Raw genomic sequence first — 12,861 nt, forward strand, 5'->3', positions numbered from 1 at the left:
ATAGTGTGTTGAAGTTAGGATTGATCGGTCACCCTGTCGGCCATTCCATGTCACCATGGATTCACCATCAGCTGATGGAACAACAGGGCCTAACAGGTTCATATGAATTATTCGATATTTCACCCGAACAGTTTGATACGAAGATCGAGCAGCTTAAAAGTGAAGGTCTGGATGGCTTTAACGTAACGGTCCCTCACAAAGAGCGAATCATCCCGCACCTTGACCGTCTCGATGAGAGTGCAAAAGCCCTCGGGGCCGTCAACACCGTGAAGTGTACACCGGAAGGTTGGGTAGGCTATAATACGGATGGTACTGGGTTTGTGGATTCATTACGGAACCGGTTCCCTGAGGCTTTGCAGGAACAGTCTTCAGTCCTTCTTCTCGGCAGTGGAGGAGCTGCGAGAGGTATTTATTTTGCTCTTCTACAAACGGGAGTAAAAAGGGTTGATATCGCCAATCGCACGATTGCACGTGCAGAAGCGATCATCGATTCCGGAGGTGGCCGAGTGGCATCGTCTTCCTTAGATTTGGATCAGGCAGAAGCAGAGCTTGGCCACTATGATGTTGTCATCCAAACGACGACAGTGGGCATGAGTCCTAATTCAGACGAGCACATCGTCTCTGCTGACCGTATTACAAAAGGGACGGTTGTTAGCGATATTGTCTATCGTCCAATGAAAACTAAATTTTTAGAAGAAGCCGAAAAACAAGGCGCAGCATTGCATTTTGGACATGAGATGCTCTTGCAGCAGGCTGTTTATGCGTTCAAGATCTGGACCCGAACAAACCCTGATGCATTAGCGATTCTAGATAGGTTCGAAAGCAAATTGAAAGGGGTATAGAATGTTAACAAGTAAACAGAAAAAACACCTTAGATCGATTTCACATGAGGTACAGCCGATTTTCCAAGTAGGAAAATCCGGAGTGAACGAAAATATGACGACTCAAATCGGAGAAGCACTTGAGAAACGCGAGCTCATTAAGGTGAGCATCCTCCAAAACAATTTCGACGATAAAAACGAAGTAGCCCGTCAAATCGTGGAGGCGACAGGTGCTCATATCGTTCAGGTCATTGGTAATACGATCATCCTTTATAAGGAATCCGTTGAGCATAAGCAAATCGAATTGCCATAAAGGGGAACTGATATGAAGCGGATTGGTATTCTCGGAGGGACATTTGACCCTCCTCATCTTGGCCACCTTATCATGGCAGAACAAGCACTGGAAGGAATGGAACTGGATGAGGTTTGGTTCCTTCCTTCTTACATCCCTCCACATAAGGAGGATGCGGCAGGTTCATCAGTGGACAGGTTGGCGATGGTGAAAAAGGCAGTTGAAACAAACGAACATTTTAAAGTTTGTGATATTGAACACACCAGAAAAGGAACGTCGTACACGGTGGATACGATGAAGGTGTTGAATGAAGAATATCCTGACCATCAATTCTATTTCATTATTGGTGGGGATATGGTCGAGCATTTGCCGAAGTGGAATCGGATTGATGAACTCGTTCAATTGGTGGAATTTATCGGTGTGAAGCGACCAGGGTATGATTGGGAACCGAGACGGTTTGTACATCCAGTTGAAGTTCCACAAATCGACATCTCTTCTTCCGAAATCCGGGAGAGGGTTTCAAGAGGTGAAAGCGTGCGCTACCTTGTACCCGATTCTGTATATCACTATGTAAAGGAGCATCAGCTGTATGAACATAACTCGTGAAGAGGCTTTAGCGTATGTAAAGCCTCATTTGAAAACCTCCAGGTATGAACATACGGTACGTGTCGCCGATCAAGCTGTTGAGCTTGCTGAGCGCTATGGCGTCAATCACCATCATGCTGAAGTGGCCGCAGCTCTCCATGATTATGCGAAGTACAAGCCTCTCGAGGAAATGAGACGGTGGATTGTGCAGGATCGAAGGCTGCCGAAGGATCTTCTCGACTATCATCATGAGCTATGGCATGGTCCAGTGGGAGCTTTAATGCTTGAGAAGGAAATCGGATTGAGCGATGCTGCTGTTAGGAGTGCGATTGATTGTCATACGACAGGAAAAAAGCATATGAGTCAGCTCGATAAAGTGATTTTCCTTGCTGATTATATCGAGCCCGGGCGGGATTTTCCAGGTGTTGATGAAGTAAGGAAGATAGCGAAATCCGACCTTGACCAAGCATGTGCACTCGCTCTGAAAAATACCATTATTTTTCTTGTGCAAAAAGGGCGCACCGTTTATCCAAATACGTTTCATGCGTACAATGATTTCATATGATAAATAATAAAGATAGAAACATGATGAGGGAGGAACACTATGGAAAGTAAAGAATTGGTCAACTTAGCCGCACAAGCGTGCGATGAAAAGCGAGCGCAGGACATTGTCGTCCTCGATATGGGAGAGGTATCTCTCATCGCAGATTATTTCCTGATCTGTGAGGGGTCGAATGAGCGTCAAGTTCAGGCGATCGCAAGAGAATTGAAAAAACAGGCTGATGAAAACGGAATTGATGTAAAGAGAATGGAAGGCTTTGATCAGGCGCGCTGGATTCTAGTCGATTTGAACGGCGTCGTCTGTCACATCTTCCACAAAGACGAACGTCACTATTACAACTTGGAAAGACTGTGGGGAGATGCTTCGACTGTACACATTGAAGGGTTGGACAGCTGACTGTGAGCTATCAACAAATGGCTCAAGTATACGATCGACTGATGGCGGACGCCCCCTATGATCAGTGGAAAAACTTCACAACAGAAATGATCCGGTCATACCACCCTGATACCCGCTCGATATTGGATCTGGGTTGTGGGACAGGTGAAATCACAAGGCGGCTGAGGACGGACGGATACCAGCTGACAGGTGTGGATCTTTCCGCTGAGATGCTTTCCATTGCGGAGCAAAAAGCAACGGATGACATCCAGTGGCTCAAACAGGACATTACGAGGCTAGAGGGTCTGCAGCATTATGACTGTGTCATCAGCTACTGTGATGTCATGAATTATTTGACGGAGGAAAGTCAGGTTCAAGCGGCGATCAACAATGCATATCACGCATTGAACCAAAACGGGCTTTTTCTATTTGACGTCCATTCAAAGGAGCACATGGAAGCCCATTTGATGGGGGAGACATTTGCTGAGGTTTATGATGATCTCTCGTATGTATGGTTCTGTGACCCTGGTGAAGAAGAGGGGAGCGTGATCCATGATCTCACCTTCTTTGTACAACAGGAAGATCAGTATGTACGCTTTGACGAGCAGCATGAACAAAGGGCGTATGCGGCAAAAGACATCATAAATTGGATTGAAGAAGCAGGTTTTGTGCTGAAGCGGATGACCGCTGATTTTGATACCCAGCCAAAAACGGATGGGAATCGTCTGTTTTTCGTCTGTCAGAAAGTATAAGAACGGGATCCTCACGGGTTTCGTTCTTTTTCATTTATTCTAAAAAAGAGGTGTTGAAATGGGAGCTCTTCTATCAATCGCAGCATTTGCCATCCTTGTTTACTTATTCTTTAAGGTGCGAAATATGGAGGAAATGCTCAAGTATCAAAGTTTTAAAATCGACCAGTTAAAAACGCTTATCAGCAAGGAAAAGGATAAAGATCGAAGGGAAAGCCCTGATCACCCTGAGTGAACGTATCAACAGACAGACCTAACGCTCAGAATATGTTCTGAGCGTTTTCTGCCTAAGCTGTTAACTCTTGCAGGGATTTAACAGGTTTTGTCGAATTAAACAATAGCATAGATCAAGTTAATTCTATGCTCTCCTTATCATCTTTGTGCTTTCTTTGAGTAGCCTTGAACATTTCTTCAAACAATTCCCCTGTATGATCTTCAAGCGCCTGCAGCCCTTCCCCTGTTACGCCGCCTTTTACGGTTACCTTTTCCATTAATTCTTCCAGCGTAAATATCTTTTGTGAAAACAACTCGCCCAGCCCGACGACCATCTGTTCTGTCAGCTTCGTTGCCTTCTCTTCAGGAATGCCTGCCACCTTGTGGGCTGCTTCAATCCATTCTTTCAGTAGAAAACTGATAAATGCAGGACCACAGGAAACGATGTCAGAAGACACTCTGATATGTGGTTCTTCTACAAATACTGGTGTCGAGAACTCTCCGAACGCTTCTTCCAACGTTTGTTTATAAGTTTTGTTAACGCGCGATCCGAACGTAAATAAGCTGACTCCTGCAAGAGCATGATTGGTGATAGAAGGGACGATTCTTGCAACTTGGGATGGAATCGTATCTTCCAGTTCGTCTACAGACACGGGACTCGTAATGGAGACGAAGCAGTGGTCAGCCCGGAGGTGACCGTCAAGCTGTTTTAGCACATTTTTGTAATCGTGTGGTTTTACACACAGAAAAAGAACGTCACACTTGTCAGCTAGAGAGGTTAAATCATCCGAAACATCGACTTCCCTGAATTGTTCGACGAGAGGAGTCAGTTTTTCAACGGAACGATTGTAAAGTGTAAGGTCTCCTTCAGGAACAGCGCCGCTCCTGATGAGGGAGGAGGCAAGCATACTCCCCATGTTTCCAGTTCCGATTATTCCCCATTTCAAAGGAATCCCTCCTTTTTTAGGTTACTTCCCTATAACTATTCTCCATCAAATATAAATATGAAAGCAGGTAAACGATATGATGCAAATCGCCAAGCGATACGGGTGGATTGTGATTGTTGTGACAGCGGGCTTTTTTGTGTTTCATACACAGGCAGAAAGCGATACAGCGATGGTAGAGAGAGCCGGTCAAGACGTAAGTGTCGTAACGGTTGATGAACAGATCGATGAACAGGCCGATATGAAAGTAGATGTTAAAGGAGAAGTAGTCAGGCCCGGAGTGTATTCAATTGAGAGCGGAATGAGGGTCAATGACGTCATCCTGTTAGCCGGTGGCATGACGGACAAGGCGGATCCGACAAGTGTGAATCTTGCTCAGCTTTTACAAGATGAAATGGTGATTTTGGTTTCGTCCGAACAGGCTGCAATCAGTGTGCAGGGAACCGGACAAATTGTCATCAACCAGGCGACTCAGGAAGAGATTCAAACGCTTAGTGGCATCGGGCCGTCGAAAGCAGAAGCCATTGTGATGTATAGAGAAGAGAACGGGCCGTTTCAATCAAAAGAAGATTTACTGGAAGTGTCGGGAATCGGAGAAAAAACACTTGAAGCGATTGAGGAGGAAATCCGTGTGCCTTAGCTGTGTTTGACGAATCGTTCTCAGGAAGGGTAAGCTTAATGAAAAAATGTCAGGGGGATACATAATCATGGGACGCATTTCTTGGAATCAATATTTTATGGCTCAAAGTTATCTGCTGAAATCGAGAAGCACTTGCGAAAGGTTAGCGGTTGGTGCTGTGGTTGTAAGAGACAAGAGGATGATTGCAGGCGGATATAACGGAAGTGTAACCGGTGGTGTCCACTGTATTGATGAAGGCTGCTATGTTGTAGGCGGGCACTGTGTCAGAACGATCCATGCAGAGATGAATGCTTTGCTGCAATGTTCAAAGTTCGGAGTCGCAACGGACGGCGCTGAGATTTATGTCACGCACTTCCCTTGCATCCACTGTACGAAGGCGATCATTCAAGCTGGAATCAAAGCCGTTTATTACAGTGAAGATTACAAAAACGACCCTTACGCCATCGAGCTTCTCCAACAAGCTGGCGTTCGAACAAAGAAAGTCCTTCTGCAAGTGGACCCTGTTCATTATGAGCAACAGCAGCTCGTCAGTGAGCTTCTCGAGGAATTAGAGTCCCAAGGTCACTCCGGTCTGGATGGATGGAAGAAAAAAGCTGACCGCTTATTCCATGTTCCGACTGAGCAGAAATCATGAGAGCGAAGCTGCACCTGCCAGCTTTAGCATTTGTTGCAGGCGGAGCGTTAGCCCGTCTGCAGCCGTTAGAACAAAGTGTATTAGGAGCGATCTGTGTCTGTTGGCTTCTTTTTTTCTATAGGGACCGCGCCCTTCTTGTGGTACTTGCTTCTTCCATCATCTTCGGTTATTTCTACCTGAAACCTCCTGTACCACCACCATCCATTTCTCCTTCCTTTTCTTCATCCGTAATGATTCAAAGCATAGATAAAAGTACCAGCAACATTCAACTTATTGTTGTGGAGCCTGAAAAGAATGAAAAAACTTTAGTGAGTTTTTTTCCTGAGGACGAGAGCGTGAGTCCAGCTTCATGGAGATATGGGGCAGCGTGCGAAATAAAGGGCGAAAGGGCTCTAATAGAAGGGGCGACTAATCCCGGTCAGTTTAATTACAAACGGTATATGAGTGATCAGGGAGTTTTTGCTCAAGTTGTGCTCACGCAGGAAGAGCAGCTGGTATGCACAGGAGAGGGGTTCTATCATAAAGCGCATGAATTCCGCGAGCGTTTAATAACGGATGTCAGGCGCAGCCTTGCACCGAATGCCTTCCCCTGGATCGCCGCTTTAGTATTTGGCGAACAGGACGATTTGGATGAGGAGACGGTTGAATGGTTTCGGTCCTTCAATCTTTCCCACATTCTCGCCATCTCGGGCCTCCATGTCGGCCTCTTCATAGCTGGTGTTTACTGGGCAATCGTCCGTTTAGGAATCGGGACAATTGAACAGGCGAGAACCGCTCTACTTATTTGTCTGCCGTCTTATGCGTTTCTTGCAGGGGCAGCACCTTCTGTCCTTAGAGCCTCCTTAATGGCGGTTTTACTTATCTTATTTTCGTTCTTCAGGCTTCGGGTTCCCTTAACAGACGTCCTTTCTATGGCAGCTGTCCTGCTTCTACTGTTATCTCCAACCACTTTTTCCTCTATCGGTTTCCAATTCTCCTTTCTGGCTACGTTCAGTTTAGTGCTATCGAAAAATATCTTATCCCAGACCCAGAATGTACTGGTACAGTCCACCCAAATCAGTTTGATAAGCCAGCTTGCCATTCTGCCTTTCCAGCTGCAATACTTCTACGAATTTAATCCATTGTCTCTCGTTGCAAATGTCATACTGGTCCCTTACTTTTCATTCTTCGTGATTCCTTGTGGCCTCCTCCTTGTCCTCTCAGCCCTGCTGTATGATCGTTTTGCGATGGCTGCCTCCCATTTCCTTGCCGACCTGCATTTACGTGTACTGGCGGCTTCTCAGTGGGTGATGGAGCCATTGGAGTGGTCCTGGGTAGTGGGGAAGCTGCCCCCACTCTTTATTTTGCTGGCACTCATTCCGCTTTTTTACATGATGAGGGAATGGTCGAAAAAACATCTCATGAAGGCATGGTTAGGTGGATGTGCTATGGTGTTGGTGCTTGTCTTGTATGGGTTGCTGCCTTATGCATCAGGGAAAGGTGCGGTCACGATGCTTGATGTTGGACAGGGAGATGCCTTTGTGATCGAACTGCCTCATCGAAAAGGGGTCTTAATGGTCGATGCTGCAGGTCCACCTCCTTTTATAGAAAATCAATCCAGAACAGCGGATGACATCATCATCCCGTTTTTGAAATCGAAAGGAATCGCTCAACTCGATGCGTTGATCGTTTCGCATGAAGATTCCGACCACAACGGAAGTATTCCATACGTAATGGATGCAATAGAGGTGCATACACTGATCGTACACCCTTATTACCAGGTTGAAGAAGAAGGGGTGAGTGTAATGAATGTTGAAGCAGGTCAGAGGCTTGAGGTGAAAGGTCATGCCTTTCAATTTCTGCATCCTTCCTTGGATGAAGGGAATCCAAATGATAATTCATTGGTTTTCACGACCACATTAGGAGGCTTGTCGTGGTTGTTTTCAGGGGATATATCCAGTGAGGTGGAGAAAGAAATCATCAAGGCTTTCCCAAATGTGAGAGTAGACGTGTTGAAAGCGGCTCACCACGGAAGTGATACGTCCTCATCAGAAGAGTGGATCGATCAACTCGAACCGAAAGTCACTTGGATTTCGGCAGGAAGGAATAATCGGTATGGACATCCTCACCCCTCTGTTGTAAGCAGGTTTCAGGATGTTGGGATTACCATGTACCAAACTCCTCACCATGGAGCCGTTACCTATCTTTTTTCAGGGCAGATAGGAACGTTTTCGCCCTTTCTCCCGTATAATGCACCAGATGGCGCAGAAGCGAAATGACAAAGGCTCTGTGAGCGGACTCGACCCGCGTGTCCAAACTCTTCGGGCAAATAAAAAAGACTGCCTAAAGCAGCCTTTTCAATTAAGTATTCTTATTGTCCAATTACTGAGAACACGACTCCGATGGTGAAGATGACGAAGAAGAAAACAAATGAAAATACAAAGCCTAATCCAGAATCGATCACGTCATTCGTCTTGGACTGAATATCCTTCTTGAATTCGTTCATTGATACCCCTCCTATTTACAGTTACAAGTATAAGCGATTGTTTACCAAAAATCCACATTCTCCTCGAAGGAATTCGAATTTCCTCTCCTGTTGAACCATTGCCTCAGCTAGCAAGACTTGTCACAGATAATTCTAGGGTTGTCGGTCAAACTAAAGAACGAGAGGGAAAACATCGTCCCCTCGAGAAGCGTCCGGGGCTTCTCGTATGGCGTTCATATAGATGAGGAGTACGGCGTCTTCGGTGTCACTTTTTTGACAGAGAATCAATTGCACCATAAAATAGTGACACTGACTCCCCGAATTTCGGGGGCGCCGTATTCTTATTATCGAGAGGGTCAAATAAAGTGAAATCACACGTATATTTATTGTATGGAGAAGAATCTTATTTAATACAGGAAAACAAGAATAAAATCATTGAGAAAACGTTAAAAAAAGAGGACAGGGAATTCAACGTCTCCCAATACGATTTAGAAGAGGTTCCAGTGGAGGATGTTGTCACAGATGCTGAGACGCTCCCTTTTTTAGGCGAGAAAAAAGTTGTCATTGCTTATCATCCCGTTTTTCTAAAAGGAAAACCGGACAAGCTTCCTTTTGAACATGACACAGATGTTCTGCTTCGTTATTTGGAGCAGCCTGCTGAACATTCCGTGCTTATTCTGATCGCGCCTTATGAAAAGCTGGATGAACGGAAGAAAGTGTTCAAGCAATTGAAGAAGCAGGGCGAGGTGACACCCTGCCAGCCTGTGAAGGAATGGGACATTGATAAGTGGATCAAGACCATTGCTGATGAGCTACATATTGTGATTCCGAATGACATTTATGAACTGTTTTCACAGGAAGTCGGCACGAACCTCATGGCCTTGAGAAGCGAAATGGAGAAGCTTGCCTTAAATGTCGGAGAAGGCGGAGTCGTCACAAGGGAGCTCGCCGAGCAGCTTCTGTCTCATAGTGCGGAAGCCTCCGGGCTGAAGCTGGTCGACGCTGTGATGGAGAGGGACTTGAACCGCGCCATTCAGCTCTATAAGGATCTTGAGAAACTCAATGAAGAGCCGATTGCGTTAACCGCCCTGCTCGCTTCACAGTTCCGTATCATCAGTCAGGCGAAACTATTGAAACAAAAAGGCTATGCCCAAAATCAGATGAGGAGTTACATCAAAGCGCACCCTTATGTCATTAAGATGGCATTGAAAAGAGAACGTTTCTTTACGCAGGGTGAGTTGAATCACATTATGGATCAGTTAGCTGAGACGGACCATGTCCTGAAACAGGGGAAGATGGAGAAGTCCCTTGCCTTTGAGTTACTGCTCTATCGTCTCATTCAAGTGAAACAAAAAGCTTAACCGTAAGAGGTCTTCCTTTGAAGGGAGGCCTTTTTTGTGTCCATTGCGGTAAGAAAAGATGGTATGAAAAAAGCGCCTGTCCTAATAATAGGAAAGGCGCTTTTCAAATGAAAAACGATCCAATCAGGAGACGGATCGCTTGTTGGTCATAAAATACCGACTATTATAATGCGTTAACTTGTTTAGTCAGGCGAGATTTCGTACGGTTACCGTTGTTTTTGTGAAGAGCACCACGCTGAACAGCTTTGTCAATTTTCTTGACTGCTGTACGAAGAGCATCCTTAGCAGTGTCTGCATCTTTGTTAGCAACGAGTGTTTCTACACGTTTCACGGCTGTACGCATGTCAGATTTGAATGCTGCGTTAAGAGAACGAGCATCTTGGTTGACGCGTACACGCTTTTTAGCTGATTTAATGTTAGGCATAGTTTCACCTCCTAGGTAAAAACAAAAGATCATTCATATCGAACAAGAGACATTTTACCAGAGCGGGAGTCGCTTTTCAATAGATATCTGAACGGTTGTGAAGAATTGCATAGTTTCAATGGTGGTAGGAAAAAATGGATATAAGGAGGAATGACGTATGAAGGAACGTGAAACATATAGTGTTCGTACGGATTTAGCCGTTGAGGCACAGGAGATGACGGTACGAGATCGACCATCATCTTCCGATTCGGACGGAGTGAAAGTAGAAGAAAATAATAAGGGAGATATCAAAATCACCTATGTAACGGTGGATGAAGCAGGAGCAGAGAGGATCGGGAAGAAGCCAGGGCACTATATCACCCTCGATTCCCAAGCGATCCGAAAGCAGGATACTCAACTGCAGGCTGATCTTGCTAAAGTACTCTCAGGCCAGCTGCGAAAACTGTTGCAGGACATGGGGGTCGGAGAACAGGACAGCGGCCTCATTGTCGGGCTCGGTAACCATAACATCACGCCTGATGCTCTCGGGCCTCTCGTCATGGAGCAGGTGCTTGTGACCAGTCATTTATTTAAGCTTCATCCAGAAACGGTGGCTGACGGTTACCGTTCCGTTTCTGCGGTCACTCCAGGTGTCATGGGTACGACAGGAATCGAAACGAGTGACATGGTTCACGGCATTATCGAAGAAGTGAAGCCTGATTTCGTTGTAGTGATTGATGCCCTCGCTTCAAGGTCGATCGACCGCATTAATGCAACGATCCAGCTGTCGGATACTGGCATTCAACCGGGTTCCGGCATCGGGAACAAGCGGAAAGAAATCAGCCGTGAAACGTACGGGATTCCCGTCATTTCGATTGGTGTCCCGACCGTTGTCGATGCGGTCACGATTACAAGTGACACGGTCGATTACGTGTTGAAACACTTTGGGAGAGAGTGGAAGGAGAAAGACGCCCCTTCGAACGCTCTATCACCAGCTATGAACCCTTTTGAGAGAAAAGAGCTTACAGATGAGGATCTACCGAATGAGGAGCAGAGTCAGGCGGTACTTGGGATGTTTGGACAATTGAGCTCAGAAGAGAAGAAGCAGCTCATTCGAGAAGTCCTCACCCCGCTTGGTCACAACCTGATGGTAACGCCAAAAGAAGTGGACGGATTCATCGAGGACATGTCGCATGTCATTGCAACGGGTATAAACGGTGCGCTTCACCCAGGAGTTGAAGATGGAGAGGCGCAATCTTATACAAGATAACCCAATAGAATGGTTCTATTAAATATTCTCTCTCATACGATTTACTAGATAGAGTTCGTATGGGGAGGATATTTTTTATGCGACGATTTCAGCAATGGGGCAGGAAGAAGTATAGTCCGCTCAAAACATGGGTCAAGGGATTAGTGATTCTGACAGCTGTTATGCTCGTTTTATTTATCGGAATCGGTTTGTTAACAGGCGCGAAAAGTACCTATCGATTATATTCAGAAACTATTCAAAACGTAACCAAGGAGCTTGAGGGGGAGTCTTTCATCTATTTGTTTGAGATGGAGAACAAAGCTTACAGGAGTGCACACCCGCAAGGAGATAACCTGCCGACCTTTTCCACTCTCGCTTTTCAATTGTTAACCAGTTTGACTCCGAATGACCCGCGGAGTCTTTTGGGAAGAGAGATTCCAGGTCTCTCCTCTTACAACAGCCGGATTATCATAGCGGGGCGGGGAACCGATTATACGACACTTCCGATCGAATCTGATCCTCCACTTGATGTGGATGAGAGAGGAGAAACAGGAGAAGTGAAAGAGGAAGCACCTGATAAACCGGATACGCCAGTAGTTGGTGAGGATCGAGTCTATATTTATGCCACGCACAGCGAAGAGTCTTTCTATCCTCATTTACCGGACGAATCCACCGCTTATGACGGAAAGGTCAATATCACCTTAGTCGGAGCCCGTCTTGGTGAGAGTCTCGAAGATAAGGGGATAGGGGTCAAAGTTGAGGATACCAACATAGCTGATATTCTCCGTGAGAAAGGTTGGAAGCATTATCAATCGTATGATGCTGCAAGGCCGGTCGTAGAAGAAGCAATCGCACAGAATGATTCGCTGGACTATTACTTTGATTTGCACCGTGACAGCATTGACCGTGAGCATACGACGACAACCATCGGGGGCGAGGATTATGCGAGGTTTGCGTTTGTTGTGGGAGCGGAGCATGCGGGTTATGAGGAGAACCTGGCTTTTGCATCTGAAATGCACAAACGTCTGGAAGAGGCGTATCCTGGAATCAGCCGTGGGGTCATTACGAAGAAAGGTTCTGGAGTCGATGGGGTCTACAACCAGGATCTGAATGAGAATGCCATGCTGATCGAATTCGGTGGCGTCTACAACAACCTTGATGAGCTTTACCGTTCAGCTGATGTATTCGCAGAAGTGTTTGCGGATTATATGCTTGAAGATCAGAAGGTCTCGGGAGAATGAAGGGGATGAAGTGGATCGTCCTCGTTGTGATGGCTGCTGCACTCTTTTTTACGGGAGCGTTGTACGGAATCGAAAAGAATCAACAAAAGGAGACAGAGGCTGTGAAAGTGGAGGCGCCGCAGCCTCAAGTGGCCTCTTCAGGGGAGTGTGCCCCTTCGGAATCTGAAGCAGGGGCACCTTTCATTACACAAATTGCAGAAGGAATCGGAGAGTTGGTGAAGGGAGTCTTCAACGGAATCGTTCTCGTTTTTTCTGAACTGATGGGTCACTGATACGGGTAAACATTGAACTATCCTTCATCTATTGCTATAATCAGGCTAGCTATTTG

17 protein-coding genes are annotated in these 12,861 nt (G+C 46.0%); 14 read left to right on the forward strand and 3 right to left on the reverse strand.

Features of this window, described 5'->3' with window-relative positions; translation table 11 throughout:
- The first annotated feature begins 5 nt into the window (after positions 1 to 5).
- From aroE to LCM20_RS05385, 7 genes are read left to right on the forward strand one after another with little or no spacing between them, the layout of a single operon-like run.
- The gene (aroE, locus tag LCM20_RS05355; protein ID WP_225194399.1) at positions 6 to 842 is read left to right on the forward strand and encodes a shikimate dehydrogenase; all 837 of its coding nucleotides are present in this window, start codon (positions 6 to 8) and stop codon (positions 840 to 842) included.
- A gap of 1 nt (position 843) precedes the next feature.
- The gene (gene yhbY / locus LCM20_RS05360) at positions 844 to 1,134 is read left to right on the forward strand and encodes a ribosome assembly RNA-binding protein YhbY (RefSeq protein ID WP_225194400.1); all 291 of its coding nucleotides are present in this window, start codon (positions 844 to 846) and stop codon (positions 1,132 to 1,134) included.
- Positions 1,135 to 1,146: 12 nt separating this feature from the next.
- Entirely contained in the window at positions 1,147 to 1,719 is a 573-nt protein-coding gene (locus LCM20_RS05365) for a nicotinate-nucleotide adenylyltransferase (protein ID WP_225194401.1), read from the forward strand.
- Positions 1,703 to 2,263 (forward strand): bis(5'-nucleosyl)-tetraphosphatase (symmetrical) YqeK, encoded by a 561-nt coding sequence (gene yqeK / locus LCM20_RS05370; protein WP_225194402.1) that lies wholly within the window; start codon positions 1,703 to 1,705, stop codon positions 2,261 to 2,263. The genes LCM20_RS05365 and yqeK overlap by 17 nt, the downstream gene beginning before the upstream one ends.
- A gap of 39 nt (positions 2,264 to 2,302) precedes the next feature.
- The gene (rsfS, locus tag LCM20_RS05375) at positions 2,303 to 2,656 is read left to right on the forward strand and encodes a ribosome silencing factor (RefSeq protein WP_225194403.1); all 354 of its coding nucleotides are present in this window, start codon (positions 2,303 to 2,305) and stop codon (positions 2,654 to 2,656) included.
- Positions 2,657 to 2,658: 2 nt separating this feature from the next.
- Complete coding sequence (locus LCM20_RS05380) at positions 2,659 to 3,387, forward strand: class I SAM-dependent DNA methyltransferase (RefSeq protein ID WP_225194404.1); 729 nt, start codon at positions 2,659 to 2,661, stop codon at positions 3,385 to 3,387.
- 58 nt (positions 3,388 to 3,445) lie between these two features.
- Positions 3,446 to 3,619, forward strand: a complete 174-nt coding sequence (locus tag LCM20_RS05385; RefSeq protein ID WP_225194405.1) for a hypothetical protein — start codon at positions 3,446 to 3,448, stop codon at positions 3,617 to 3,619.
- A 112-nt stretch (positions 3,620 to 3,731) separates the two neighbouring features.
- On the opposite strand, the gene comER is transcribed toward LCM20_RS05385, so the two are convergent.
- Positions 3,732 to 4,544, reverse strand: coding sequence for a late competence protein ComER (gene comER, locus LCM20_RS05390; RefSeq protein ID WP_225194406.1), 813 nt, complete (start codon positions 4,542 to 4,544; stop codon positions 3,732 to 3,734).
- A gap of 79 nt (positions 4,545 to 4,623) precedes the next feature.
- Here comER and LCM20_RS05395 point away from each other — a divergent pair, with 79 nt between their 5' ends.
- The 3 genes from LCM20_RS05395 (at position 4,624) to LCM20_RS05405 (ending at position 8,073) form a co-directional block, all read left to right on the forward strand.
- Complete coding sequence (locus LCM20_RS05395) at positions 4,624 to 5,181, forward strand: helix-hairpin-helix domain-containing protein (protein WP_412097985.1); 558 nt, start codon at positions 4,624 to 4,626, stop codon at positions 5,179 to 5,181.
- A gap of 67 nt (positions 5,182 to 5,248) precedes the next feature.
- A complete protein-coding gene (locus LCM20_RS05400) occupies positions 5,249 to 5,815 on the forward strand; it encodes a ComE operon protein 2 (protein ID WP_225194408.1) in 567 nt (188 codons plus the stop codon).
- Positions 5,812 to 8,073: a DNA internalization-related competence protein ComEC/Rec2 gene (locus tag LCM20_RS05405; protein ID WP_225194409.1), complete on the forward strand. Its 2,262-nt coding sequence runs from the start codon at positions 5,812 to 5,814 to the stop codon at positions 8,071 to 8,073. Before LCM20_RS05400 ends, LCM20_RS05405 begins: the two co-directional genes overlap by 4 nt.
- 92 nt (positions 8,074 to 8,165) lie before the next feature.
- Here the strand turns inward: LCM20_RS05405 and LCM20_RS05410 are convergent, their stop codons facing one another.
- A complete protein-coding gene (locus tag LCM20_RS05410; protein WP_225194410.1) occupies positions 8,166 to 8,300 on the reverse strand; it encodes a YqzM family protein in 135 nt (44 codons plus the stop codon).
- 344 nt (positions 8,301 to 8,644) lie between these two features.
- On the opposite strand from LCM20_RS05410, the gene holA reads away from it, so the two are divergent.
- Positions 8,645 to 9,640 carry a DNA polymerase III subunit delta gene (gene holA, locus LCM20_RS05415; RefSeq protein WP_225194411.1) on the forward strand — a complete coding sequence of 332 codons (996 nt, stop codon included), beginning with the start codon at positions 8,645 to 8,647 and terminating at the stop codon, positions 9,638 to 9,640.
- 163 nt (positions 9,641 to 9,803) lie between these two features.
- Here the strand turns inward: holA and rpsT are convergent, their stop codons facing one another.
- A complete protein-coding gene (gene rpsT, locus LCM20_RS05420; RefSeq protein WP_225194412.1) occupies positions 9,804 to 10,064 on the reverse strand; it encodes a 30S ribosomal protein S20 in 261 nt (86 codons plus the stop codon).
- A gap of 157 nt (positions 10,065 to 10,221) precedes the next feature.
- Between rpsT and gpr the strand changes: the two genes are divergently transcribed.
- The 3 genes from gpr (at position 10,222) to LCM20_RS05435 (ending at position 12,805) form a co-directional block, all read left to right on the forward strand.
- Positions 10,222 to 11,313 carry a GPR endopeptidase gene (gpr, locus tag LCM20_RS05425; protein WP_225194413.1) on the forward strand — a complete coding sequence of 364 codons (1,092 nt, stop codon included), beginning with the start codon at positions 10,222 to 10,224 and terminating at the stop codon, positions 11,311 to 11,313.
- Between the two features lie 77 nt (positions 11,314 to 11,390).
- Positions 11,391 to 12,533 (forward strand): stage II sporulation protein P, encoded by a 1,143-nt coding sequence (spoIIP, locus tag LCM20_RS05430; RefSeq protein WP_225194414.1) that lies wholly within the window; start codon positions 11,391 to 11,393, stop codon positions 12,531 to 12,533.
- Between the two features lie 5 nt (positions 12,534 to 12,538).
- Positions 12,539 to 12,805: a hypothetical protein gene (locus LCM20_RS05435; protein ID WP_225194415.1), complete on the forward strand. Its 267-nt coding sequence runs from the start codon at positions 12,539 to 12,541 to the stop codon at positions 12,803 to 12,805.
- Positions 12,806 to 12,861: the final 56 nt, after the last annotated feature.

Source organism: Halobacillus litoralis (genome assembly GCF_020171725.1).
Classification (GTDB): Bacteria; Bacillota; Bacilli; order Bacillales; family Halobacillaceae; genus Halobacillus; species Halobacillus litoralis_F.

What these genes read in the sequence shown, in the direction of transcription:
- yhbY (WP_225194400.1), top strand. Translation starts at nt 844, where the DNA reads ATGTTAACAAGTAAACAGAAAAAACACCTTAGATCGATTTCACATGAG.
- LCM20_RS05365 (WP_225194401.1), top strand. Translation starts at nt 1,147, where the DNA reads ATGAAGCGGATTGGTATTCTCGGAGGGACATTTGACCCTCCTCATCTT.
- yqeK (WP_225194402.1), top strand. Translation starts at nt 1,703, where the DNA reads ATGAACATAACTCGTGAAGAGGCTTTAGCGTATGTAAAGCCTCATTTG.
- rsfS (WP_225194403.1), top strand. Translation starts at nt 2,303, where the DNA reads ATGGAAAGTAAAGAATTGGTCAACTTAGCCGCACAAGCGTGCGATGAA.
- LCM20_RS05385 (WP_225194405.1), top strand. Translation starts at nt 3,446, where the DNA reads ATGGGAGCTCTTCTATCAATCGCAGCATTTGCCATCCTTGTTTACTTA.
- LCM20_RS05395 (WP_412097985.1), top strand. Translation starts at nt 4,624, where the DNA reads ATGCAAATCGCCAAGCGATACGGGTGGATTGTGATTGTTGTGACAGCG.
- LCM20_RS05400 (WP_225194408.1), top strand. Translation starts at nt 5,249, where the DNA reads ATGGGACGCATTTCTTGGAATCAATATTTTATGGCTCAAAGTTATCTG.
- LCM20_RS05405 (WP_225194409.1), top strand. Translation starts at nt 5,812, where the DNA reads ATGAGAGCGAAGCTGCACCTGCCAGCTTTAGCATTTGTTGCAGGCGGA.
- LCM20_RS05410 (WP_225194410.1), bottom strand. Translation starts at nt 8,300, where the DNA reads ATGAACGAATTCAAGAAGGATATTCAGTCCAAGACGAATGACGTGATC.
- rpsT (WP_225194412.1), bottom strand. Translation starts at nt 10,064, where the DNA reads ATGCCTAACATTAAATCAGCTAAAAAGCGTGTACGCGTCAACCAAGAT.
- gpr (WP_225194413.1), top strand. Translation starts at nt 10,222, where the DNA reads ATGAAGGAACGTGAAACATATAGTGTTCGTACGGATTTAGCCGTTGAG.
- spoIIP (WP_225194414.1), top strand. Translation starts at nt 11,391, where the DNA reads ATGCGACGATTTCAGCAATGGGGCAGGAAGAAGTATAGTCCGCTCAAA.
- LCM20_RS05435 (WP_225194415.1), top strand. Translation starts at nt 12,539, where the DNA reads ATGAAGTGGATCGTCCTCGTTGTGATGGCTGCTGCACTCTTTTTTACG.